20 protein-coding genes and 1 pseudogene are annotated in these 24,136 nt (G+C 61.7%); 11 read left to right on the plus strand and 10 right to left on the minus strand.

What is annotated here, in order from left to right; all coding sequences use genetic code 11:
* Nucleotides 1-78: 78 nt before the first annotated feature.
* A complete protein-coding gene (locus tag HWX91_RS08515; protein WP_028194710.1) occupies nucleotides 79-822 on the minus strand; it encodes a GntR family transcriptional regulator in 744 nt (247 codons plus the stop codon).
* Between the two features lie 266 nt (nucleotides 823-1,088).
* Here HWX91_RS08515 and HWX91_RS08520 point away from each other — a divergent pair, with 266 nt between their 5' ends.
* From HWX91_RS08520 to HWX91_RS08530, 3 genes are all read left to right on the plus strand, one after another.
* Nucleotides 1,089-2,330: a cyanate transporter gene (locus HWX91_RS08520; RefSeq protein ID WP_028194711.1), complete on the plus strand. Its 1,242-nt coding sequence runs from the start codon at nucleotides 1,089-1,091 to the stop codon at nucleotides 2,328-2,330.
* A gap of 266 nt (nucleotides 2,331-2,596) precedes the next feature.
* A complete protein-coding gene (locus HWX91_RS08525; protein ID WP_028194712.1) occupies nucleotides 2,597-3,172 on the plus strand; it encodes an ANTAR domain-containing response regulator in 576 nt (191 codons plus the stop codon).
* A 10-nt stretch (nucleotides 3,173-3,182) separates the two neighbouring features.
* The gene (locus HWX91_RS08530) at nucleotides 3,183-4,334 is read left to right on the plus strand and encodes a CmpA/NrtA family ABC transporter substrate-binding protein (RefSeq protein WP_028194713.1); all 1,152 of its coding nucleotides are present in this window, start codon (nucleotides 3,183-3,185) and stop codon (nucleotides 4,332-4,334) included.
* A gap of 17 nt (nucleotides 4,335-4,351) precedes the next feature.
* On the opposite strand, the gene HWX91_RS08535 is transcribed toward HWX91_RS08530, so the two are convergent.
* Entirely contained in the window at nucleotides 4,352-5,776 is a 1,425-nt protein-coding gene (locus tag HWX91_RS08535; RefSeq protein WP_028194714.1) for a sensor histidine kinase, read from the minus strand.
* Nucleotides 5,773-6,444, minus strand: a complete 672-nt coding sequence (locus HWX91_RS08540; RefSeq protein WP_042274031.1) for a response regulator — start codon at nucleotides 6,442-6,444, stop codon at nucleotides 5,773-5,775. Before HWX91_RS08540 ends, HWX91_RS08535 begins: the two co-directional genes overlap by 4 nt.
* A 139-nt stretch (nucleotides 6,445-6,583) precedes the next feature.
* On the opposite strand from HWX91_RS08540, the gene HWX91_RS08545 reads away from it, so the two are divergent.
* The 5 genes from HWX91_RS08545 (at nucleotide 6,584) to HWX91_RS08565 (ending at nucleotide 12,074) form a co-directional block, all read left to right on the plus strand.
* Nucleotides 6,584-7,672 (plus strand): ABC transporter substrate-binding protein, encoded by a 1,089-nt coding sequence (locus HWX91_RS08545; protein ID WP_025496325.1) that lies wholly within the window; start codon nucleotides 6,584-6,586, stop codon nucleotides 7,670-7,672.
* A gap of 100 nt (nucleotides 7,673-7,772) precedes the next feature.
* On the plus strand, nucleotides 7,773-9,542 hold the full coding sequence (locus HWX91_RS08550; RefSeq protein WP_025496326.1) for an ABC transporter permease: 1,770 nt from the start codon (nucleotides 7,773-7,775) through the stop codon (nucleotides 9,540-9,542).
* The gene (locus tag HWX91_RS08555) at nucleotides 9,535-10,602 is read left to right on the plus strand and encodes an ABC transporter ATP-binding protein (protein WP_028194716.1); all 1,068 of its coding nucleotides are present in this window, start codon (nucleotides 9,535-9,537) and stop codon (nucleotides 10,600-10,602) included. The genes HWX91_RS08550 and HWX91_RS08555 overlap by 8 nt, the downstream gene beginning before the upstream one ends.
* Nucleotides 10,603-10,672: 70 nt before the next feature.
* A complete protein-coding gene (locus HWX91_RS08560; RefSeq protein ID WP_028194717.1) occupies nucleotides 10,673-11,749 on the plus strand; it encodes a porin in 1,077 nt (358 codons plus the stop codon).
* A gap of 175 nt (nucleotides 11,750-11,924) precedes the next feature.
* Entirely contained in the window at nucleotides 11,925-12,074 is a 150-nt protein-coding gene (locus tag HWX91_RS08565) for a hypothetical protein (protein WP_167346809.1), read from the plus strand.
* A gap of 39 nt (nucleotides 12,075-12,113) precedes the next feature.
* Here the strand turns inward: HWX91_RS08565 and HWX91_RS08570 are convergent, their stop codons facing one another.
* Nucleotides 12,114-12,554 carry an ester cyclase gene (locus HWX91_RS08570; RefSeq protein ID WP_028194718.1) on the minus strand — a complete coding sequence of 147 codons (441 nt, stop codon included), beginning with the start codon at nucleotides 12,552-12,554 and terminating at the stop codon, nucleotides 12,114-12,116.
* A 615-nt stretch (nucleotides 12,555-13,169) separates the two neighbouring features.
* Nucleotides 13,170-14,060, minus strand: a pseudogene (locus HWX91_RS40635) (LysR family transcriptional regulator); the annotation flags it as partial.
* Between the two features lie 400 nt (nucleotides 14,061-14,460).
* Between HWX91_RS40635 and HWX91_RS08585 the strand changes: the two are divergent.
* A complete protein-coding gene (locus HWX91_RS08585; RefSeq protein WP_028194719.1) occupies nucleotides 14,461-15,519 on the plus strand; it encodes a Dyp-type peroxidase in 1,059 nt (352 codons plus the stop codon).
* The gene (locus tag HWX91_RS08590; protein ID WP_028194720.1) at nucleotides 15,512-16,315 is read left to right on the plus strand and encodes a family 1 encapsulin nanocompartment shell protein; all 804 of its coding nucleotides are present in this window, start codon (nucleotides 15,512-15,514) and stop codon (nucleotides 16,313-16,315) included. Before HWX91_RS08585 ends, HWX91_RS08590 begins: the two co-directional genes overlap by 8 nt.
* 62 nt (nucleotides 16,316-16,377) lie before the next feature.
* On the opposite strand, the gene atpD is transcribed toward HWX91_RS08590, so the two are convergent.
* A complete protein-coding gene (gene atpD, locus HWX91_RS08595; RefSeq protein WP_028194721.1) occupies nucleotides 16,378-17,757 on the minus strand; it encodes a F0F1 ATP synthase subunit beta in 1,380 nt (459 codons plus the stop codon).
* Nucleotides 17,758-18,071: 314 nt separating this feature from the next.
* Nucleotides 18,072-19,061, minus strand: a complete 990-nt coding sequence (locus tag HWX91_RS08600) for a LysR family transcriptional regulator (protein ID WP_028194722.1) — start codon at nucleotides 19,059-19,061, stop codon at nucleotides 18,072-18,074.
* A 273-nt stretch (nucleotides 19,062-19,334) separates the two neighbouring features.
* On the opposite strand from HWX91_RS08600, the gene HWX91_RS08605 reads away from it, so the two are divergent.
* Complete coding sequence (locus HWX91_RS08605; RefSeq protein WP_028194723.1) at nucleotides 19,335-20,762, plus strand: aminotransferase-like domain-containing protein; 1,428 nt, start codon at nucleotides 19,335-19,337, stop codon at nucleotides 20,760-20,762.
* A gap of 23 nt (nucleotides 20,763-20,785) precedes the next feature.
* On the opposite strand, the gene HWX91_RS08610 is transcribed toward HWX91_RS08605, so the two are convergent.
* Genes HWX91_RS08610 through HWX91_RS08620 form a run of 3 tightly spaced genes read right to left on the minus strand, consistent with a single transcriptional unit; the run spans nucleotide 20,786 to nucleotide 24,135 of the window.
* Nucleotides 20,786-21,697 carry a bestrophin family protein gene (locus tag HWX91_RS08610; protein WP_028194724.1) on the minus strand — a complete coding sequence of 304 codons (912 nt, stop codon included), beginning with the start codon at nucleotides 21,695-21,697 and terminating at the stop codon, nucleotides 20,786-20,788.
* 37 nt (nucleotides 21,698-21,734) lie between these two features.
* Nucleotides 21,735-22,742, minus strand: coding sequence for a cytochrome d ubiquinol oxidase subunit II (gene cydB / locus HWX91_RS08615; protein ID WP_028194725.1), 1,008 nt, complete (start codon nucleotides 22,740-22,742; stop codon nucleotides 21,735-21,737).
* A gap of 4 nt (nucleotides 22,743-22,746) precedes the next feature.
* Nucleotides 22,747-24,135, minus strand: a complete 1,389-nt coding sequence (locus HWX91_RS08620) for a cytochrome ubiquinol oxidase subunit I (protein ID WP_028194726.1) — start codon at nucleotides 24,133-24,135, stop codon at nucleotides 22,747-22,749.
* Nucleotide 24,136 lies beyond the last annotated feature (1 nt).

Below are 24,136 nucleotides of genomic sequence, written 5' to 3' on the forward strand. Positions count from 1 at the left end.
CGAGCCTGAGCGGCGCGCCTCGGCGCCGCACACGTCACGCCCTCTTTATCTGCGCTTCCCTGCGCTTTCCGTGCCTTCCTACGCCCCGAACACCGCAACGAGATCCTCTCCGGCGGCGCTCTTGCGCGCCTGCTCGACCACCCGCTCTTCCAGTTCCGACAGATGCTCCCGCATCGCCGCGAGTGCCGCATGCAGGTCTCCCGCATCGAGCGCTTCAATAATCTGCCTGTGCTCGTCCGCCGAGCAGGTCGAGCCCTTCGACGGATCGAACAACGCCTTGTAAAGCTCGGTCTTCGCGACCAGTTGACCTACCAGGCCAAGCAATTCCGTACCACCCGCGAGCTCGGTCAGCAACACATGAAACTGGCCCGCGAGCCTCACGGATGCGTCGACCGCGCCCGCTCGTGACGCCTTCTCCTCGCCACGCACATGCGCGCGCAGGCGGCGCTTGTGAGCCGCACTCAAACTCCCGCACAAAGCCGCGACTATGCCGGCCTCGACGATCTGCCGGGCGCGATACACCTGCCGAATATCTTCCTCCGACGGCGACGGCACAAACGCGCCGCGATTCGCCTCGAGCACCAGCTTGCCCTCGAAACCCAGCCGCGCGAGCACCTTGCGCAACGCGCCACGCGTGCAACCAAACGCGGCAGCGAGATCGCGCTCGACCAGTTGCGCGCCCGGCCGCAAACGGCCTTGCAACAGCGCCGCCGTAATCGACGCGTAAATGCGCTCTTCGATCGTGACAGGGTCGTCTTCGATCACGGTGTGAAGAGGCGTTTCTGTAGCGGCAGACGATGCACTTCGGGAACGTGGGGCCATGAATTCAGTAACGGAAATGGAGCGATGTCGCCGGGCATTGTAGCGATGGCGCACGACCAGCGCCATGTGTTCACGGCGCGGCTACACGGCAGCCTATACCAGGAATCACAAAAAATGGTTAACCATTTAATGATACTATTGTTGACCAAAATAGGTCTCGGATGAACTTTTCGTTCTCTTCGACACGCTGTTCCAGCCATGCCGCCAAAGTCGCGCAGCTTTTTTGCGCTTACCGGCAGCGTCCACCTCTCGCCTCCAGGTCCATTGTGAATTCGCACTCCAGCGCCACTTCAGCCCGTGCCGACGCCCCCCCTGCATCCCACGCGCTGACGTGGCGTGATGCCTTGTGGCTGGGCGTGATCGTGGTGATCGGCATCAATTTGCGGCCCTTGCTGACGTCGATCAGCCCATTGATGACGACGATCCGTGCGGCAACCGGTCTGAGCTTCTACGGCGCGTCATTGCTGACGAGCCTGCCGGTTGTCGCGATGGGCATCGGCGCGTTCGGTGCCGGCGCGCTGACCCGTACGGTCGGCGAGACGCGCGGTGTCGCGCTCGGTTTGCTGGCGATCGGCCTGGCTTGCGGCGCGCGCTGGGCGACGGCCGCAAGCGGCGCCGGCCTGTTGTTCACGGCTGCGCTGGCGGGCGTCGGTGTCGCGGCGATTCAGGCCCTGCTGCCCGCGGTCATGAAGCAGCGCTTCCATACGCGGGTGCCGTTGGCGATGGGCGTCTTCTCGGCATCGATCATGGGTGGCGGCGGACTGGGGGCGCGCCTGAGTCCATGGGTGAGCAACGCGATGGGATCGTGGCATGCAGGGCTCGCGGTATGGGCTATTCCTGCGCTGATCGCACTGATCTGCTGGTTGGGTCTGAATCTTCGGTCTTCGGCCGGGGTTGCAGCACAGTCCGCTGTCACGCGTCCCGTGGCGCCTCTTTTGTGGCGCAAACGGCGCGCGTGGACACTTGGCCTCTACTTCGGCATCGTCAACGGTGGCTACACGACGCTCGTCGCGTGGTTGCCCGCGTTTTACCAGCAGCGTGGCGTGAGTGTCACGGATAGCGGCTCGTTGCTTGCCAGCATGACGATGTTTCAGGCAGCAGCAGCCTTATTGCTTCCGCTGGCCGCAGCGCCATTCCGGGACCGGCGGCCGTGGCTGGTTCTGGGCTTGTCCGCCCAATTCGTCGGCTTGCTCGGATTGATCCTATGGCCCGATGCGGCGCCATTGGTCTGGGTCGGCGTTGCCGGCGCCGGACTTGGCGGGACGTTCTCGTTGACGCTCGTGACCGCCATGGATCATTCGGCCGATCATCGCGTCGCGGGAAAGCTGGTCGCGTTCACTCAGGGTGTCGGGTTTATCGTCGCCGCCGTCGCGCCCGTTTTTGCCGGCATCGTTCGCGGCTGGAGCGGCGGGTTTGGGGCTGCATGGATCATGCTCGCCGTCAGCATAGCCGCCATGATTGCAGTCAGTTGCCTGTTCTCGCCTCGCAGTTACGCGCGGTGGTATTGATCAGCGCACGCGTTCGCTTTCGCTGCTTTGCCCGGTCGGGCGTCATCGCAAAACTGGCCGCCGGCATGAAGAGTGCGTGCTGCGGTGCGGGTGTGGCGTGATATGGCGCCCCGCTTCGGTGCACACCCCACGGACGCACCGCGCAAGTGCAGCCGCCTTTGCCGGCACCGCAGATAAGCCCGTGATTGCGTGAGCTTCGCCGTGGTTGGCCGGCACTGGCATACAGGTTGCTTTATCGATTGTCAGCCGTCGATAAACCCTCCCCCATGCTGCGTGTTCTTCTCGTTACCGATACCGACAAGCCGATAGGCGATCTGCGCGACGCACTCGCACGACTTGGCTACGAGATGCTGGCCGGCACGGCGACGCCGCAAGCGCTGCACCGCGTGGTGCAGAGCGAACGGCCGGACGTCATCATCATCGATACGGAATCGCCGTCGCGCGATACGCTCGAACAGCTCGCGGTGATGAATGCCACCGCACCCCGCCCGGTGCTGATGTTCAGCCACGACGCGAACCAGCAACTGATTCGCGACGCGGTGGGCGCGGGCGTCACCGCCTATCTCGTCGAAGGTCTCGCCACGGAACGGCTCGCGCCGATTCTCGAAGTGGCGCTCGCACGCTTTGCGCAGGAGTCGCAGCTACGCGAACGGCTCGCGCAAGTCGAAAGCGAACTCACCGAACGCAAGCTGATCGATCGCGCCAAACGCCTGCTGATGGATCAACAGAAGATCACCGAACACGCTGCGTACGCCAACCTGCGCAAACGCGCAATGAACCAGGGCGTCAAACTCGCCGAAGTCGCGCGTGCTGTTATCGCGTCGGCGGAATCGCTCAAATGAAGCGCCGCTCATGAACTCTGCCGCCTCCGCCTCCTCCTCGTCCGTGCCCGCACCGCTCGAGAAAACTCATCTTCGGCTCGGTTTCGTCGCACTGTCCGATGCGGCGCCGCTCATCGCCGCCAAGCTGCTCGAATTCGGCCACGCCCATGGCCTGACGCTGGAGTTGTGCCGACAGCCGTCATGGGCTGCCGTGCGCGACAAGCTTCTAAGCGGCGATCTCGATGCGGCCCACGTGCTCTATGGTCTCGTCTACGGTGTGCAGCTCGGCCTCGGCGGTCCGCAAACGGATATGGCCGTGCTGATGGTGCTCAATCGCAACGGCCAGGCGATTACGCTGTCAACGCGCCTCGCCGATGCGTTGGCCGAACACGGCAGCTTACCGAAAGCATTGGCGACGCTCGGCCGCAAGCCGGTGTTCGCGCAGACCTTCCCCACCGGCACGCACGCAATGTGGCTGTCGTACTGGCTCGCGTCGCAAGGCGTGCATCCATTGCGCGATATTGAGAGCGTGGTGATTCCCCCACCGCAAATGGTCGCCGCGCTTTCCGAAGAGAAGCTCGACGGCCTCTGCGTCGGCGAACCATGGAACGCAATGGCGGAAGCGAACGGTGTCGGCAGAACAGTCACTTATACGAGTGAGGTGTGGCCCGATCATCCCGAGAAAGTGCTGGCATGCCGGCACGATTTTGTCGAGGCGAATCCGAATACCGCGCGCGCCCTCGTCCAGACGATGCTTGAAGCATGCCGCTGGCTCGACGGCGCCGGACATCGCGAGGAGATCGCACACTGGCTTGCGCGGCCCGAATTCATCGGCATCGATGAAGCGTTGATCGCAGAGCGCTTAGGCAACGAGATCGCTGCATCGGCGCCGCATGGCCTGCCGGTACGGTTCTTCGACAACGGCGCGGTGAACTACCCGCGCGCCGCCGAGGGCGCCTGGTTTCTCACGCAGTTCGAACGCTGGGGCATGATCGACGCGCGCGCGGATTACGCGGAAATCGCGGCGCGAATCAATCAGACGCAGTTGTATCGCGAAGCAGCCGCGCGCGTTGGCGTAGCCGTGCCTGGCGATGAACATGCCCCACGGCTCATCGACGGCAAGGTGTGGGGTAGCGAGACGGTCGCCACCGCGTACGCAAGGAGCTTCGCTATCCGCGCATAGTGATTACAGCGTGGTCATCACGCGAGCGCGGCCTCTAACATCGGAAACCGCACGCTGACCACGAGACCACCACCCGGCGCCTCACTCAACGCGATCGACGCGCCATGCACGCGCGCAATTTCCCGCACGATCGACAAGCCCAGCCCGCTACCCTCGACCGCTTGCGTCGCCTCACTACGATAGAAGCGCTCAAACACCGCGTCGCGTTCGCCGACGTCAATCCCCGGTCCGTTGTCGATCACCTGCAGCAGCGCCTGCCCGGCTTCACATGCAACGCGTACGGTAATCACTGCCCCATCGCCGGAATAACGAATTGCGTTATCGATCAGATTGCCGACCAGTTCCGCCAGCAGATCGCTCTGCCCCATCACCTCGATACGCATGTCCTGTTCGAAGCCGAGATCGATGCCGCGAGCGCGCGCGACCGGCGACCAGTCGAGCGTCACGCTGCGCGCTACCTTGTGCAGCGGCACAGGGGCATGCTTGACGGTATATCCGCTGTCCGCATCGAGCCGCGAGAGCGACAGCAGTTGCTGCACGATGCGCACCGCCTGCTGCACCGCGCGATTCAGCCGCCGCAAATGCACGCCGTGCCGCCGGCTGCCGATCGAGGCTTCTTCACCGCCTTCGATATCGCGCAGCGCAAGCTCCGACTCGGCCTGAATGATCGCAAGCGGCGTCTTCAACTGATGCGCGGCGTCGTTGAAAAATCGCCTGCGCGATAACTGCATCAACTGCGTACGGCCAATGTACTGATTGATCGAATCGACCAGCGGCGCGACTTCGCTCGGCAGGCCCACCGTATCGAGCGGCGTCGGATCGTTCTCGGCACGCGCGGCGACTTTGGCCGACAGGCGGTTCAGCGGCCGCAAGCCGCGCGCAACCCCCAGCCACACAATGCCTAGCGCAAGCACCACCAGCAGGAATTCCTGTTGCAACGAGCCGATCAGAATTTCGCGTGCCAGCGCCTGGCGCTGTTCGATTGTTTCGCCGACCCGCACCAGCACCACGCGCGTTTGCGCGCTCGGCACGTCGTGGACCGGCAGCCGCAGCATCGCAACGCGCAGCGGGCGGCCACGAAACATGTCGTCGTAAAACTGCACGCTGTAGAGATCGCCAGACGCCTTCGTGCCTGCCGGCAAGTCCGGATAGCCGGTCACCACCCGGCCACCCTCCTCGCGAATCTGATAGTAGATATTGCCGCCGCCGTTCGATTCGAACATCTCCAGCGCCAGATACGGCAAATCGACTTCGATCTGGGCGTCGCGCAAACGGATGCCGTCGCGGATCGAGCGCAGCGAAAACTCCAGCGTGCGATCGAAGGCCGCGTGCGCCGCGTTCATTGCGCGTTGATACGTGAGCCATGCATCGAAAGCGAGTAGCAAAAGCAGGGGCAGCAACAACCAGAGCGCGACACGAACGCGCAGATTCGGCCGCGTCATACGTCTTTCGCTTCCAGCAGATAGCCGAGCCCGCGCAACGTCACAATGCCGACCGAACTGCGTTCGAGCTTCTTGCGCAAACGGTGCACGTAGATTTCGATAGCATCGGCATTCACCGATTCGTCGAGCCCGAAGATTTTCTCCGAGAGTGTGTCCTTGTTGATCGCGCGGCCGTTGCGCAGGATCAGCACCTCGAGTACCGAACGTTCGCGCGGCGTCAACGCGAGCGGCTCGCCGTCGAGCGTGAAGCCGCGATCGACACTGTCGTAAAGCAGCGTGCCGCACTGCGCGTGCAACGGCTCCTGACCATGACTGCGGCGCAACAGGGCCCGCGCACGTGCTTCCAGTTCAGTGAGCGCGAAGGGCTTGGCGAGGTAGTCGTCAGCGCCGAGATCGAGGCCGCGCACGCGCTCTTCCACCGAACCATGCGCGGTCAGCATCAAGACGGGCACCGCGTTGCGCCGCGCGCGCAGACGGCGTAGCACTTCGAGGCCGCCGAGCTTGGGCAGACCGATATCGAGAATCACGAGTGCGTAGTCTTGCGTGCGCAAAACATGGTCGGCGGATTCGCCATCGTGCATGCAATCGACGGTGAGTTTCGCGCTGGTCAACGCGTCGGTCAGCGAGCGGGAAAGGATCGGATTGTCTTCAACGAGCAGCACACGCATAAACAGAATCCCAGGGAAATCCATGAGGCGGATTCGACCATTGTGACGCATTTCTTTCGAAAACTGAAAGCATTCAGAAAGCATGATTCTCTTACCATTCGCCTACACAAAACAAACACAATGTTTTCTGGAGGAAGACGTGCAAATCTCTTTGAAGTATCTCGCCGTAGCGGTTGCATTCGCCGCAAACTCAGCGTGGGCGGCCTTTCCGGCCGGTTATCCCAGCGACTACCAGACCACCGTCGACGGAGCGAAGAAGGAAGGCAAGCTGATCGTGTATTCGGTCACGGACACCGCCCTCGTGCGCCCGCTCATCAAGGATTTTGAAAGCTTGTACGGCATCAAGGTCGAATACAACGACATGAACAGCACCGAGCTGTACAACCGCTACATCAGCGAGAACGCGGCCAGCAGCACCAGCGCCGACGTGCTATGGAGCTCGGCGATGGACCTGCAGGTGAAGCTCGTCAACGACGGTCTGATGGCCAGCTACGAATCGCCCGAAGCGAAGCAGTTGCCGCAATGGGCGCAGTATCAGAAGCAGGCATACGGCACCACCTACGAGCCGCTCGCGATCGTCTACAACAAGCGCCTGCTGCCGGCCGGCGAAGTGCCGCAAACGCGCGCCGATCTGATCAAGCTGCTGCAAAACAAGCCCGATCAGTTCAAGGGTAAGGTCACGACGTACGACATCGAAAAATCCGGTGTCGGCTTCAACTATCTGACGCAGGACGCGCGCGTCAATCCGCAAGTCACCTGGGATCTCGTGAAAGCCATGGGCGCAACCGGCCCGAAGCTGCAATCGAGTACCGGCGCGATGATGGAACGTATCTCGTCGGGTGAAAACCTGATCGGCTACAACATTCTCGGTTCGTACGCGCTCACCAAAGCGAAGAAAGACCCGTCGATCGGCTACGTCTATCCGAAGGACTACACGCTGGTGGTGAGCCGCCTCGTGACGATTTCGAAGAAGGCGCAAAGCCCTAATGCCGCGAAGCTGTGGGTCGACTATCTGCTGTCGCAACGCGGTCAGACCTTGCTCGCAAACCAGGCGAGCCTGTTCTCGATTCGTGCGGACGTAGACGGTGAAACGTCGATGGCCGGTCTGACGAAGCAGCTTGGCGACTCGCTCAAGCCGATCCCGATCGGCGCCGGCCTGCTGGTGTATCTCGACCAGTCCAAGCGGCTTGAATTCCTCAAGCAATGGCAACAGTCGATCAAGCGTTAAGCCTCGACTGACCTGACGGCGCGCGCGCCGAAACGCGCGGGCGCCCCACCTTTCCTGACTACCTGTCGATATGCGGCTTTTACGCTGCAGGGGGACACTCATGCTTTCCACTAGCGCAACCGGACACCGCGATGCCTCACCACGCGCGGCCGACGGCGGCACGATAGGCGCGCTGCCGCGCGGCGGTCTGCAGCCATTTGCGGGCTTGCTGCGCTGGCTCGTCGTCGCGGTGCTGACCGTCGCGGTGGCGCTGCCGCTCGGCTTCATTCTGCTGCAAAGCGTGCTGAACGCGCCGTTCTTCGACGCGAAACGCACATTCGGTCTGGCCGGTTTCGAATTCATTTTCAGCGATCCCGACTTCTGGTCCGCGCTGAAGAACTCTTTCATCATCGCGGGCGGGATGCTGTTCATCTCGATCCCGCTCGGCGGCATTCTGGCGTTCCTGATGGTGCGCACCGACTTGCCTGGACGCCGCTGGCTCGAACCGCTGCTGCTCACCCCCGTATTCGTTTCGCCGATGGTGCTTGCATTCGGCTACGTGGTCGCGGCCGGCCCGGTCGGTTTCTATTCGGTCTGGTGGAAGGCATTGTTCGGCGCCGCCGAAGCGCCCTGGAGCGTGTATTCGGTTCTCGCGATCACGATCATCGTCGGGCTCACGCATGTGCCCCACGTGTACCTGTATTCGTCGGCGGCGCTGCGCAATCTCGGCTCGGATGTCGAAGAGGCGGCGCGCGTCGCCGGAGCACGGCCGTTCCGCGTCGCGCTCGACGTCAGCCTGCCGATGACGCTGCCCGCGCTGCTGTTCGCGGGCGTGCTGGTGTTCTTCCTCGGCTTCGAAGTGTTCGGCCTGCCGCTCGTGCTCGGCGACCCCGAAGGCCATCTCGTGCTGGCGACGTACCTGTACAAGCTCACGAACAAGCTCGGCGTACCTTCGTATCACCTGATGGCCGCGGTCGCCGTCTGCATCGTCGCAATCACTTTTCCGCTGGTGCTGTTGCAACGACGCTTGCTGAAGAGCGCGAACCGCTTTGTCACGGTCAAGGGTAAAGCGGGACGTCAGACCGTGTTGCCGCTCGGCGCATGGCGTTGGGTTGCATTGGCAATCGTCGCGCTGTGGCTGCTGCTCACGGTGTTCGTCCCGCTCTCCGGCATCACGCTGCGCGCGTTCGTCACCAACTGGGGCGAAGGCGTGAATCTCGCCGACGTGCTGACGCTCGCAAACTTCACCGAACTGTTCGAACAGGACAACCTGGTTCGCGCGATTCTCAACACGCTCGGCATCGGGGTGATCGGCGGCGCACTGGCTGTGGGTTTCTATTCGCTGGTCGCCTTTGCGGGCCATCGCCGCAACGACTGGGCCACGCGCCTGCTCGATTACCTCGTGCTGCTGCCGCGTGCGGTGCCCGGCTTGCTCGCCGGTCTCGCCTTCCTGTGGATCTTCCTCTTCGTGCCCGGCCTGAAGGAATTGAAGAACTCCATGTGGAGCATCTGGATTGCCTACACGGTCGTGTGGCTCGCGTACGGCATGCGCCTGATTCAAAGCGCGCTGCTGCAAGTCGGACCCGAACTCGAAGAAGCGGGCCGCAGCGTCGGCGGCACCCGCGCGCGCGTCAGTCTCGACGTGACGCTGCCGCTCGTGCGCTTCGGCCTGCTCGCGGCATGGCTGCTGATCTTCATGATTTTCGAGCGCGAATACTCGACCGCGGTCTATCTGCTCTCGCCCGGCACCGAAGTGATCGGCGCACTGCTGGTGTCGCTGTGGGCGACCGGCGCGGTCGATCAGGTCGCGGCGCTTTCTGTCATCAACATCGCGATGGTCGGCGTCGGACTCGGCGTCGCCCTGCGCTTCGGAGTGAAATTGCATGGATAAGCTCTCGGTCGACAACCTGTTTCTCAGCTATGGCGACAACCCGATTCTGAAGGGTGTGTCGTTCGACCTGAACCCCGGCGAAGTGGTGTGCCTGCTCGGCGCATCGGGCAGCGGCAAGACCACCCTGCTGCGCGCGGTCGCGGGACTCGAGCAGCCCTCCTCGGGCCGTATCGAACTGGACGGCAAGGTGTTCTTCGACGGCACCGCTAAAGTCAATCTGCCGGTCGAACAACGCTCGCTCGGTCTCGTGTTTCAGTCGTATGCGCTATGGCCGCATCGCACCGTGGCGGACAACGTCGGCTATGGCTTGAAGTTGCGACGCGTATCGGCCGCTGAGCAGAAAAAACGCGTGCAGTCCGCGCTCGACCAGCTCGGCCTCGGCCATCTCGCCGCGCGTTATCCGTATCAGCTTTCCGGCGGCCAGCAACAGCGTGTGGCGATTGCGCGCGCGCTGGTCTACAACCCGCCCGTCATTCTGCTCGACGAACCGCTGTCGAATCTCGACGCCAAGCTGCGTGAAGAAGCGCGTGCCTGGTTGCGCGAACTGATCGTTTCGCTGGGTTTGTCCGCGTTGTGCGTTACGCACGACCAGACGGAGGCGATGGCGATGTCCGATCGCATCCTGCTGCTGCGCAACGGACGCATCGAACAGGAAGGCACGCCGGCCGAACTGTATGGCGCGCCCCGCTCGCTCTATACCGCCGAGTTCATGGGCAGCAATAACCGCATCGACGCGCGCGTGGCTGCGGTCGACGGCGAACGCGTGACGCTGGCCGGCGACGGCTGGCAATTGCAGGCTCAGGCGCGCGAAGCGCTCAGCGCCGGGCAAAACGCACAGGCCGTGATTCGCCTTGAACGTGTGCAGGTCGCCGATGGTCCGGGCGCGAACCGCCTCGAGGCCGACCTGATTACCTCGATGTATCTCGGCGACCGCTGGGAATACCTGTTCCATTGCGGCGATCTGCGCTTGCGAGCCTTCGGCCACGTGCCGCGCGCGGCCGGCCGCCACTGGATTGAATTTCCCGCCAACGACTGCTGGGCGTTCGCGCAGGCGAGCTAACAAGTGTCGATGGACCTGGCAGCACCGCATCCCCAACCGAAGTACAAAAACCAAGCACAGGAGACTGTTGATGAAGTGGAGTATGAAGAAGGCAACCCTTGGCATGACCTGCGCCGGCCTCGCCGGATTTGCAGCAACGGCGCATGCGCAATCGAGCGTGACCTTGTACGGCATCGTCGACGCGGGCGTCGAGTATGTGAATCACGCGAGCAAGGACGGCGGCGCCGCGCGGCTCGTGTCCGGCGGCAAGAACACTTCGCGCTGGGGCCTGCGTGGCGTCGAGGATCTGGGCGGCGGCCTGAAGGCGGTCTTTCAGTTGGAGAGCGGCATCAACATTGCGAACGGTCAGTTCGACGACGGCCCCGGCGCGATTTTCGACCGCCGCGCCACGATCGGCCTGAAAAACCGCTTCGGGCAAATCACGCTCGGCCGCAATTTCACGACCACCTATGACTACATGCTGCAGTTCGACCCAATGGGTTACGCGCCGAACTACTCGTGGGCGACCTCATCCACGGCGACGGGTGGCCGCAAGGACGGCTTGTTCTCGCGTTCGGCCAATTCCGTGCGCTATGACGGCACATTCTCCGGTTTCAAATTCGGCGCCATGTACGGCTTCGGCAACGTGCCGGGCAGCATGAAGTCGAGCTCGAAATATGACTTCGGGCTGGGCTACGAGAATGGTCCATTCGCCGTGGTCGCTACGTTCGACCGGCAGAACGGCGCCAACGACAGCGTGACGCCCGCGGACACCACCAACTACATCCAGGGCATTCACGCGGGCTTGAGTTATGACTTCGGCGCGGTGAAGGCGATGGCCGGCTATCGCAACTATCGGCGCACCTTCCACACCGCCGCGCCGACGTTGCGCAGCGATATGTACTGGCTTGGCGGTCAATACGACGTGACGCCGTTCTTCTCGCTGTTTGCCGCGGTCTATCATCAGGACATCAAGGATGCGAGCGACGCCGATCCGACGCTGATCTCCCTGCGCGGGCAGTACGCGTTGTCAAAACGAACCGTGCTGTATATGGCGGGCGGTTATGCCATGGCCAAGCATGGCAACGCGGTCAGCCTGTCGCGCGATCTGACCGGCGCAGCGGATACGCAAGCGGGTGTGACGGCGGGGATTCAGCACCGGTTCTGATGCATTGACGCGGGTAAAGCAGAGCGAGGCGCGTCGAAGGTCAATCCTTCGGCGCGCCTCGCTCGTCTGGTTTTAGATAGCTCTATACCATTCGATCGCCTAGAATAAATCGAGCAAACTGAACAAGCGCCCGCTTCGTTATCAGATTCGCGCCCATGCCGACAGGAGTCATGCCATGTCACAGACACGCCGCGATACCCCTGAAACGCCGCGCCACGGTCTGCTATGGTTCGTTGCATTGTGGCTACTCGGCGTCGGCGGCACCGCGCTCCTCGTGCTGCCGTTTCATCTTCTGGTCGCGGCAGCAATCCATCACGCGCATTGACACTTTTCCCGGCGCTGGCGCGTCCGTACCGGCCGCAACTCAAGACCGTCCAAGCGTGGGCGGCAACTGCCCAAGCTGCCGGAAAACCGACAACCAGTCCTCCAGGTGCCACGTCTTCGCGATCAGACTTCCGCGCATCTGATGGAAAGAGTGAATCGCGAAACTGATGTGTCTGGAACTGGCAGCAATGCCAAGTAGCTCCCCGGTTTGCGTGCCGCTGACCTCCGCACGAACGCCTACCCGGTCCCCATGAATCAGCACGTCGAGAATAGCGATTTTCATATCCGGCAACGCTGTGGCAAGGGTCGCGAATATGGGAACCATCTGGTCGGGTCCTGGCGACACGCCGACGGGCTCGGGAACATATTCCCAGTCCGGGGTCACCACCTTTCGTAACAAGGGGACGCTTTTCTGCTCGAAGGCGCGATAGAGCCCTTCAATCGCTTCACGGGTGACGGCTTCGTCGGTCGGTACAGTCATGTCCGGTTACTCCTGAAGATTGCATGGTGCTCGCGATCAGGGTAGCGGTTTGCGGAAAATGGTGCCGCCATAACCGAGCACGATATTGTCGACTTCAAACGGTGACGCTTCCTGCGCTTCGAGGATAAATGCCACATGGCCGGAACTCAGTTTGCTGGTTATCGCGGCGACCAGGTCGTCATCGAACGCGTCCTTGATTGCGTGCTCAGCCAATCCACCGCTCGCTCCGATCGTGAAGCCAAGGATCGACCCGACCGGCCCCCCGAGCATTCCGATCAGACCGCCAGTTAACGCACCGATCACTGTGCCCCAAAACGGCCGGGTCTGCTTGTCGAGCAAAATCAGCTTACCTGTAGCGTCCTTTTGAACCAGTACGCCGCTCTCGATTTTGAAACCAAGGTCTTTTTCCTCGAAATTCCTGAAATCCCGGCCCGCTCTTTCGGCAACGTCCACGCTGTCGAAAACTGCAACAATCAATTGCTGTGCCATTTGATAGCTCCTCGTATCGCTGACGGTGTCTATCAAAGATAGTGATTTTCGCAGCGCGTGCCATCGGTTTATTTCCGATGCATGGCATCGGTCGAAGTGAGCATCGACCTCCGCGCGCACTCTGCCGAGAATGTCCGGCGTGCAGTTGTTCAGCATCGTCACAATCAGCCGTACCCGCGTGGAGACCTCGCGCTGTGTCTGACTCAGGAGATTCAATTCCAATGGCGGCAGGTCGACACCCGGCAGGATGCGGACCAACCGCCCGTCCGCAAGCGCCTCCACACACGCCGGTTCTTCCAGCACGCCGATGCCCGCACCCGCGAGGATCATTTCATACATGGGCCGCCAATGACTCGTCCTGATCGCAGTGCGGATCGGCACGCTTTCCACCACCGTCGCGACGTGCCTGAGCGGCAACTGGTCCGTGCCGAACATGCCCTGCACCCGGATGAACGGATGCTTCACCAGTTCAGACGGCTCGGCAATCGGACCGTGCTGCCCCAGATAGCCCGGCGCGGCAACCAGCACGCGCCCAACCTGACCCAACTGGCGGGCAATGAAAGCCCCTTCGCCCAGTTGCCCAAGACGAAATGAAATGTCCACGCCCTCCGTCACCAGATCGACGATCCTGTCGTTCAGAACCAGTTCCAGCTCCAGTTGCGGATAGGTCTCACGCACCCGCGTCAATACCTCCGGCACGATCGTTTCGCCGAAGCAGTGCGGCGCCGCGATACGGATCGTGCCCCTGAGCTCCTCGCCGTCGTTCGACACCTCGGCGACCGCCTGCTCCACGGCATGCAGGATCCGCTTGCTGCGCTCATAGAACGTAAGCCCTTCAGGCGTGCAATTGAAAGCCCGCGCGCTACGCAGCAGAAGCCGGCAGCCCAGATACTTCTCGAGCCGCTCGATGCGCTCGCTCGCGGCCGGCTGACCGATATTGAGGTCTCGCGCCGCGCCGGAAATACTCCCGCGTTCAACCATCCTGACGTAGATGCGCATGGCTTCGAGCAGGTTCACCGTACTCAACCTCCATTCGCAATGCGAATTAATTGACGTCGCCTTCTGGGCCACAATAGCGAAGCCTGTTCGGATGGTAACGGTATGACAGGAGAATAAAAGACTGTCGGACCCAATATGAAGTATCGAAACAGACGCAGAGAATTACGACAGAATAATGTCGAAACATATCGGCGCCCAATCACGCCCGACACCGCATTGGCACAACGCCGGCTGGCTCAGCCCGCGCAACGCTATCGAACCGTCATTCGGCCTTCTCAAGGCCGCGTGCGAACTCGTTGAAGACCTTCACGCACTTTCCATAAAGTGCCTCGGCGGTATAACATCCCCGGGTGTATAGCAAACAGAAAGCATTCGCTCCACTCCTGGAATCCGTGACGGTTTATCCATAATCAATCCGATGCCTAAAGACGACATCCCAGAACCGCAAGCCGTATGTAATAACATTACCCGTAGCGCGATCTTCATCGTCGCGACCCTCAAGGATGGTCAGGACCCCGCTGAACAGGTGCGTGCGTGGTGCGGCGACGTTGCCGCCCTGGTGCGCTCGGTGGGCAAGCGCGTCCCGTCCGGCAACCTGTCGTGCGTGGTCGGCTTCGGCTCCGACGTGTGGGACACGCTGTTCGGCGCGCCACGCCCGGCGGCCCTGCATCCGTTTCGCGAATTCGGCTCGGGTGAACGCCGCGCCGTGAGCACGCCCGGGGATATCCTGCTGCACATCCGCGCGGATCAGATGGATCTCTGCTTCGAACTCGCCACGCAACTGGCGGGACGGCTCGGCGATGCGGTCACGGTGATCGAAGAAGTGCACGGATTTCGCAACTTCGATCTGCGCAGCATGGTGGGCTTCGTCGACGGTACCGAGAATCCGGAAGGTCGCGAGGCCGTGGACTTCACGCTTATCGGCGACGAGGATCCGGAATTCGAGGCAGGCAGCTACGTCATCGTGCAGAAGTACCTGCACGACATGACCGGCTGGAACGCGCTTTCGGTCGAGACTCAGGAGCGCATTATCGGCCGCACGAAACTGTCCGATATCGAACTCGACGAAGCGGTCAAACCCACCTGTTCGCACAGCTCGCTCACCACGATCACCGAGAACGGCGAGGAAGTGAAGATCCTGCGCGACAACATGCCGTTCGGGCGCCCCGGCATGGGCGAGTTCGGCACCTACTTCATCGGCTATGCGCGTTCGCCCGAACCGATCGAGCAGATGATGGAAAACATGTTCGTCGGGCGGCCGCCGGGCAACTACGACCGGCTGCTCGATTACAGCCGCGCGGTCACGGGCAACCTCTTCTTCGTGCCGTCGGCCAGCTTGCTCGAGGCGCTCGCGGATCGCGATCCGCAAACTGCCGCCGTGGTCGCGCCAGCGCCCGACTCCTCTTCATCCGCAGGGCCGCGTCATGACGGCTCGCTGAATATTGGCTCTCTCAAGGGAATCTCTCAACATGAATAATCTGCATCGCGAGCTTGCCCCCATCTCTCATGCCGCCTGGTCGCAGATCGAAGACGAAGTGGCTCGCACCTTCAAGCGCAGTGTTGCCGGCCGTCGAGTGGTTGACGTCAAGGGCCCTGGCGGAACCGAACTATCCGGCGTCGGCACCGGGCACCAGATCGCGATCGCCGCGCCGCAGCCGGGCGTTGTGGCGAAGCTGTCCGAGGTCAAGAGCCTTGTCGAGTTGACCGTGCCGTTCGAACTGCAGCGCGAAGCGATCGACAGCGTCTTGCGCGGCGCAAAAGATGCTGACTGGCAGCCCGCGAAGGAAGCCGCAAAAGAACTCGCCTATGCCGAAGATCGCGCGATTTTCGACGGCTACAAGGCCGCGGGTATCGGCGGCCTGCGCGAAGGCTCGTCGAACCCGGCGCTCGCACTACCGGCCGACATTGCCGCTTATCCGAACACGATCAGCAACGCGCTCGAAGAACTGCGGCTTGCCGGTGTCGACGGCCCCTATTCGGTGCTGCTTGGCGCCGACGCCTACACGGCACTCGCCGAGGCGCGCGACCAAGGCTATCCGGTCATCGAACACATCAAGCGGATTGTGAGCGGCGACGTCATCTGGGCGCCCGCGCTGGCAGGCGGCAGCGTGATCTCCACACGCGGCGGCGATTTCGAACTGCACCTCGGCGAAGAACTGTCGATCGGTTATTCGAGCCATACCGACACGGTAGTGCGCCTCTATCTGCGCGAGACGCTGACCTTCCTCGCGCTGACGAGTGAAGCATCGGTGTCGCTGACCCAGGCCGAATGACCCAGGCCGAATGAGGCAGGCCAAATAAGGCCGCAGGAACAAGCGCCTGCCCAGGCCCGGATCTACTTCATTTTCCGGGCCTTTTCGAAAGCCTCGTCGATCGTGCCGACCATGTAGAACGCCTGCTCCGGCAGGCTGTCGCATTCGCCGTCGACGATCATCTTGAAGCCACGAATCGTTTCCTTCAGCGATACATATTTGCCCGGTGTCCCCGTGAATACTTCGGCGACATGGAACGGCTGCGACAGGAAACGCTGGATCTTCCGCGCACGCGCCACGGCGAGTTTGTCTTCCGGCGCCAGTTCGTCCATACCCAGAATCGCGATAATGTCGCGCAGTTCCTTGTACCGTTGCAGCGTTTGCTGCACGCCACGCGTGATCGAGTAGTGCTCTTCGCCGATCACGTTCGGGTCGATCTGACGCGAGGTCGAATCGAGCGGGTCCACAGCCGGATAGATACCCAGCGAAGCGATGTCACGCGACAACACGACGGTTGCGTCCAGGTGGCCGAAGGTCGTAGCCGGCGACGGGTCGGTCAAGTCATCCGCAGGGACGTACACGGCCTGAACCGATGTAATCGAACCGGTCCTGGTCGACGTAATACGCTCCTGCAGCTTACCCATTTCTTCAGCCAGCGTAGGCTGATAGCCCACGGCCGACGGCATACGGCCGAGCAGTGCCGACACTTCCGTGCCTGCCAGCGTGAAACGGTAGATGTTGTCGACGAAGAACAGTACGTCGAGGCCTTCGTCACGAAAGTATTCAGCGATCGTCAGACCGGTCAGCGCGACACGCAGACGGTTGCCCGGCGGCTCGTTCATCTGGCCGTACACGAGCGTCACCTTGTCGAGAACGTTCGAATCCTTCATCTCGTGATAGAAGTCGTTCCCTTCACGGGTCCGCTCGCCAACACCGGCGAACACGGAGTAACCACCGTGTTCTTTAGCGATGTTGTTGATCAGTTCCATCATGTTCACGGTCTTGCCCACGCCTGCGCCACCGAACAGGCCAACCTTACCGCCCTTCGCAAACGGGCAGATCAGGTCGATAACCTTGATGCCGGTTTCGAGCAGTTCCGTCGACGGCGACAACTCCTCGAATGCCGGCGCCTTCTGGTGAATCGAACGCGTGTGCTCGCTATCGATCGGCCCAGCTTCATCGATCGGACGCCCCAGTACATCCATGATGCGGCCGAGGGTTGCCCTCCCGACCGGCACGGAAATCGGGTGACCGGTATTCTTCACCATCAGGCCCCGGCGCAAGCCATCCGACGAGCCCAGACAGATGGTGCGGACCACGCCGTCGCCCAACTGCTGCTGGACTTCGAGTGTGAGGTCCGAGCCTTCCAGCACCAGCGCGTCGTAGATCTTTGGAATGTGCCCAGGCGGAAACTCCACGTCGATAACGGCGCCGATGCATTGCACGATTTTGCCTTCAACCATCGTCAAACCTCATCGCGTTTTGCGGAATCGAGCAAACAGGCAGCGAATGCCGGAAGCTAAATGGGCGAGCTGCGTGAATGAATTGCGCTGCCTATGAAAGATAGTCCTTCCCGTCAAACTTGCCACTTGTTCTTCCCGATTCCTGCTATCGGTTGAGGAATCGCCTATCCAACCCACTCGCTAGCCGAACTGGAAACAGCCTGAGCCGATATTTAGAATCGGCGCGCGGAGGATGTTTCCACCTGGCAAGTTGCTCGATAATCCAGCGGAGTGACTTCGCCGGGTAAACAGAAGCTGACCCGCTCGTCGAGGGCTCAGGCCCGCAACGACGGTTTCAGAATCGCGGACACCTCATCGTCGGGAAGTACTTCAAAGCGATTTGTCACTTCGCCGCAATCGACGTGCACTCTTTCCAGAATTTCCGACGTGTACTTTCTCAACGTCGTCACCATCGTCCGCACCCGTGGCGGCACCGGACGTTGCGCCTGCGTCAGTACATTCAGATCGAATGGCAGCACTTCGAATTCCGGCAGGATGCGAACCAGCCGCCCGTCCGCGAGCGCCTCGACGCACGCCGGTTCTTCCAGCACGCCGATGCCCGCACCCGCGAGGATCATTTCATACATGGGCCGCCAATGACTCGTCCTGATCGCAGTGCGAATCGGCATGCTCTCCACCACCGTCGCGACGTGCCTGAGCGGCAACTGATCCGTGCCGAACATGCCCTGCACCCGGATGAATGGATGCTTCACCAGTTCAGACGGCTCGGCAATCGGACCGTGCTGGCCCAGATAGCCCGGCGCGGCAACCAGCACGCGCCCAACCTGACCCAACTGGCGGGCAATGAAAGCCCCTTCGCCCAGTTGCCCAAGACGAAATGAAATGTCCACGCCCTCCGTCACCAGATCGACGATTCTGTCGTTCAGAACCAGTTCCAGTTCCAGTTGCGGATAGGTCTCACGCACCCGCGTCAACACCTCCGGCACGATCGTTTCGCCAAAGCAGTGCGGCGCCGCGATACGGATCGTGCCCTTGAGTTCCTCGCCGTCGTTCGACACCTCGGCGACCGCCTGCTCCACGGCATGCAGGATCCGCTTGCTACGCTCGTAGAACGTAAGCCCTTCAGGCGTGCAATTGAAAGCCCGCGCGCTACGCAGCAGAAGCCGGCAGCCCAGATACTTCTCGAGCCGCTCGATGCGCTCGCTCACGGCCGGCTGACCGATATTGAGGTCTCGCGCCGCGCCGGAAATACTCTCCCGTTCAACCACTCTGACGTAAATCCGCATGGCTTCTAGCAGATTCATGGTGCCCATTCTCCCTGTGTACCGATTTCGCATCATCCGAATCCGTTCTTACGCATCGCAAGGCCCCGGCGTGGGGACCTGGCAATGCGTATTCGATGGAGAACAGAGTAAGGCCGGGCAGTCGCTCGCAGAGTGCACAAATCGGACCGGCTCCGGCCAGTACAGTTCTGCTACGATCTCGGCACCAGCCGTGCGGCACAGCCACGCAAGCGCGCATCAGCCGGCGCGGAGACCGGCACGGATGCGGCGGCAAAACGCTAAGGGAATCGTCCGATGAATCTCTACGAGAAGCTTGCAGACGATATCGAGAAACTGATCCGGCAAGGCGTGTACGGGCATGGCGAACGGCTGCCGTCGGTACGGCAGACCAGCCAGCAGCATCGCCTGAGCGTGACGACCGTCATCCGCGCCTATCTGCTGCTCGAAAGCCGTGGTTTGCTAACGGCGAGGCCCCAGTCGGGCTATTTCGTCAACTTCCGGGGCAACAGCGGCGAGCGGAAAGCGCTCGAGCTCCGGCCGTCGAAACCGATCCCGATTTCGTCGCCGGTCGATGTGAGCCGCCTCGTGCTGTCCACCTTGCGCTCGATCGGTGTCGACGACGCCGTGCCGCTCGGTTCGCCCTATCCCGATGCCACGCTGTTTCCATTCGAAAAGCTCAACCGCTACGCTTACGACGCGGGCCGGGGCAAGACCCGCTGGGGCGTGACGGATGCACTTCCGCCCGGCAACGCGGCACTCATGCGCCAGATCGCGCGTCGTTACCTCGAGAACGGCATGGCGGTCGATCCGAACGAGATCGTCATCACGGTCGGCGCGACTGAGGCGATCAACCTGTGCCTCCAGGCGGTCGCGAAACCCGGCGACGTGATCGCGGTCGAGTCACCGACGTTCTACGCGATGCTCCACGCGATCGAACGGATGGGCATGAAAGCGATTGAAGTGTCGACGCATCCGGAACACGGCATCGATATCGAGGCACTGGCCGCGATTGTGGAATCGCAGACCATCGCGGCCTGCATGATCATGCCGAACTTCCAGAATCCGCTGGGCTTTCTGATGCCCGACGAGCGCAAGCGCGAACTCGTGCAACGCCTCACGAAGTGGGACATTCCGGTCATCGAGAACGGTGTCTACAACGAATTGCACTATGACAGCACGCACCCGAGCACGTTGAAATCCTTCGACACGAAGGGGCTGGTGCTGCACTGCGGCTCGTTCTCGAAGACCCTCACGGCAGCGTACCGGATTGGTTGGGCGCTGCCGGGCCGGTATCGCGATAAGGTCGAGAAACTCAAGTTTCTGAACACCCTGACTTCTCCGTCGATCCCGCAAATGGCGATTGCGGAATTCCTCGAGCGCGACGGCTACGAGCATCACCTGCGACGAGTCCGGAAAGCGTATGCGCAGCAGGCCAATCTGATGAAGGCCACCGTCGCGCGTTTCTTCCCCGAAGGTACGCGCATGTCCAACCCGGCCGGCGGATATGTGCTGTGGATCGAACTGCCGCCCAAGGTCGACGCCATGCGGCTTTATAAGCTCGCGCTCGATGAAGGCATCACCATCGGCCCGGGCTACATGTTCTCGGTCTCGGAGACGACCTATCGGAACTTCATCCGCCTCAATTACAGCAGCGCCTGGTCGAGCGAGATCGAACAGGCGGTGATTACCGTCGGCAAGCTGGTTGCGAGGTGCGCCCGTTAGCACGGGCGCGTCGATGAGCGCCGCTAGGTCAGTTGGTACGAGCGCAGCGGTTGCACCTCGGCGGGCAGTTCGCAGCCGCATAGTTCGAGAACCGAGCGTTCGATATTGCGGGTTATCGCATCAAGCGCCAGCGCATTCGGCGCAAGCGAAAAGGGCTCGGCGACTTCGCTGGCGATCGCTTCCAGCGCAATCAGCGTATAGGAAATGAAAACGCAGAGCAGCGGCGTGAAGAACTCCGTCGAATCCACAAGACCGAACGGCAGCAACACGCAATAGGCGTAGACGGTACGGTGCAGCAGCACGCTGTAGGCGAACGGAATCGGCGTGGATGCGATCCGTTCACAACCACCCACCGTCTTTCCCAACTCGTCGATCTGCGCGTCCAGCATCCAGAGCTTCGTGTCCGAGATCAATCCGCGGACCTGCAGATCGGCCAGATTGCGACGAACGTCGTTGAGCAGCGCAGTCGGTTTGTAGCAGGTGTGCTGCAGTGCCTCGGCTCGCGTGCGTCCGAGCAGTCGAACGAGGTCCGGCGTCGGATCGGTCCCACGCAATTGATGCTTCAACGCGTACACGGCCGCAATCAGGGTATGGGCCATTTGCACGTTGTGCTCGCCGCGCGGCACGTAGCACAGCATCTGTGAAGTCAGCGAGCGCGCTGAGATCAGCGTGCTGCCCCAGAGATGGCGCGCCTCGTTGAAGCGCTCATAGCTTGCGTTATTGCGGAACGCGAGAAAAATCGCCAGTGCGAGGCCAAATAACGTGAACGGTGCCGTATTGAGCGGGATCTTCTCGCCGAAAATGCGCCCGTGCGTCAGCACGGCAAGACTGCTGACTGCCCCCATAAAAACCAGTTGAGGAATAATCGACTGCAATACAGAACCATTCCAGATAAACAGCAGCCGGAACCAGTTTTGCCCTGGCCTCACAATCATAACGTGCTCTTGTAATAGTCTGACTGCGCCGTCACCCTCAGTGGTAGCCGGCGTCCCCTTCGCGCACCTTGCCCCGGAATACGCGGTACTGCATGACGTTGTAGACGAGAATGACCGGCAACACGATCACCGTGCCGACCAGCGCGAACAACTGGCTCGAGTGGCTCGACGAGGCCTCCCAGATCGTCAGCGAAGGCGGCACGATGTTGGGCCAGATGCTGATGAGCAAGCCGCTGTAACCGAGAAAGCACAGCCCGAGGGTGAGCAGAAACGGGGTGGCTTCGTGCTTCAGACGCACCGAACGGAACACGCCCCACACGCAGGCAATCACAAGAATCGGCACCGGCAGGAACCAGCCGAGATTGCCGCTGCCGAACCAGCGATGCGCAACTGCCGGCAATCCAATCACGGTCCAGAGACTCACAATCATCATCGCGCCAAGCAGAACGCTCACGAGCGGCCGCATCAGTTCGCGCATCTTGCGCTGCAATTCGCCGTCCGTCTTCAGGATGAGCCAGCCGCAGCCGAGCGTCGCATACGTAGTCAGCACACCGATTCCGCAGAACAGGCTGAACGGCGAGAGCCAGTCGAACGGTTCACCGGCGAAGCGGCCGTCGACGATCTTGATGCCTTGCAGCAGCGAGCCCAGCACGATGCCCTGGCAGAGCCCCGCGAGCGCGGAACCGCCAATGAAAGCGAGGTCCCACGCGTGCTGGGTCCTGACGGCCTTGGCGCGCAATTCGAAGGCCGCTCCGCGAAAGATCAGACCCACCACCATCAGGATCAGCGGCAGATAGTTGGCCGGCAGCAGCGTCGAATAAACCACCGGAAACGCCCCGTATAGCCCGGCGCCGCCCAGCACAAGAAAGGTCTCGTTACCGTCCCAGACCGGTGCGATGGTATTGAGCATCACCTGCCGGTCGCCCTTCCCCTCGAAAAACGGAAACAGCAGGCCAATGCCGAGATCGAAGCCGTCCAGCATCACGTAGATGAAAACACCGAGTCCGATGATCGCGGCCCACACAACAGGAAGATCGATCTGCATGGCGTCACTCCCCTTCCAGTGCGTCGAGCGGGCGATTACGCAGCACCGGATGCCGGCGTGACTTGCTGCGCTCGAGATGCTCCTCCGGTCCGCGCTTCATCATCTTCATCATGTAGTAGAACCCCATGCCGAACACCAGGAAATACACCAGCACAAAGATCAGCAAGGAAACGCCTGCCTGCTGGGAACCGATCGGCGACACGGAGTCCGCGGTGCGCAGCACACCGTACACGGTCCAGGGCTGGCGGCCGACCTCGGTCGTGATCCAACCCGCCAGCAGCGCCACGATGCCGGAAGGCCCCATGCACAAAACGAAACGCTGAAACCAGCGCGTCTCATAGAGGCGGCCACGCACTCTGAGCAGCAGGCCCAGTAGCGCGGTCAACAGCATCAGCATGCCGAGACCCGCCATGACCCGGAAGGTCCAGAACACGATCGGCGAATACGGACGATCTTCGGGAGGAAACTCCTTGAGGCCGCGAATTTCTCCATTCCAGCTATGCGTCAGGATGACACTGCCCAGATGCGGGATCTGGATCGCGTATCGCGTCACCTCGGCATTCATGTCGGGCAGGCCGACCAGATTGAGCGCCGTGCCGCCTTTCTCGGTTTCCCACAGCCCTTCGATCGCGGCGATCTTGGCCGGCTGGTACTCGCGCGTATTGAGGCCGTGCGCATCGCCAACCACGATCTGTATCGGCGTCAGGAACAGCAGAATCCACAATGCCATCGAAAAGCTGCGTGTGACCGGTTTGTCGCGCCGGCCCTGCAACAGATGCCACGCGCCGCACGCGGCCACGATAAAGCCCGCGACAATGAAAGCGGCGATCGTCATATGCGCGAGGCGATACGGAAACGACGGGTTGAAAATCACCTTGAACCAGTCGACGGGCACGATCCGGCCATTCTCGATCGCGAAACCCTGCGGCGTTTGCATAAAGCTATTCGACGCGAGAATCCAGAAGGTGGAAATGAGCGTGCCCACCGCCACCATGAGCGTGGCAAAGAAGTGCGAGCGGGGACTGACGCGTTGCCAGCCGAACAGCATGACGCCGAGAAAACCGGCTTCGAGAAAGAACGCCGTCAGCACTTCATAGGTCAGCAGCGGCCCAGTGACGTTGCCGGCAACGCTGGAGAACCCACTCCAGTTGGTGCCGAACTCGTAAGCCATCACCACACCCGAGACCACTCCCATGCCAAAGCCGACCGCGAAGATCTTCGACCAGAACAGAAACATGTCCTTGTAGGCCGCATCACCGGTCAGCAACCAGCGCCACTCCAGCACGGCGAGAAAACTCGCCATGCCGATGCTGATCGCCGGAAAAATGATATGAAACGAAACCGTGAACGCAAATTGCAGCCTGGCGAGGTGAAACGCGTCGAAGATATCCATG

It is taken from the genome of Paraburkholderia fungorum (genome assembly GCF_902833645.1).
In the GTDB taxonomy this organism is placed as follows: domain Bacteria; phylum Pseudomonadota; class Gammaproteobacteria; order Burkholderiales; family Burkholderiaceae; genus Paraburkholderia; species Paraburkholderia fungorum.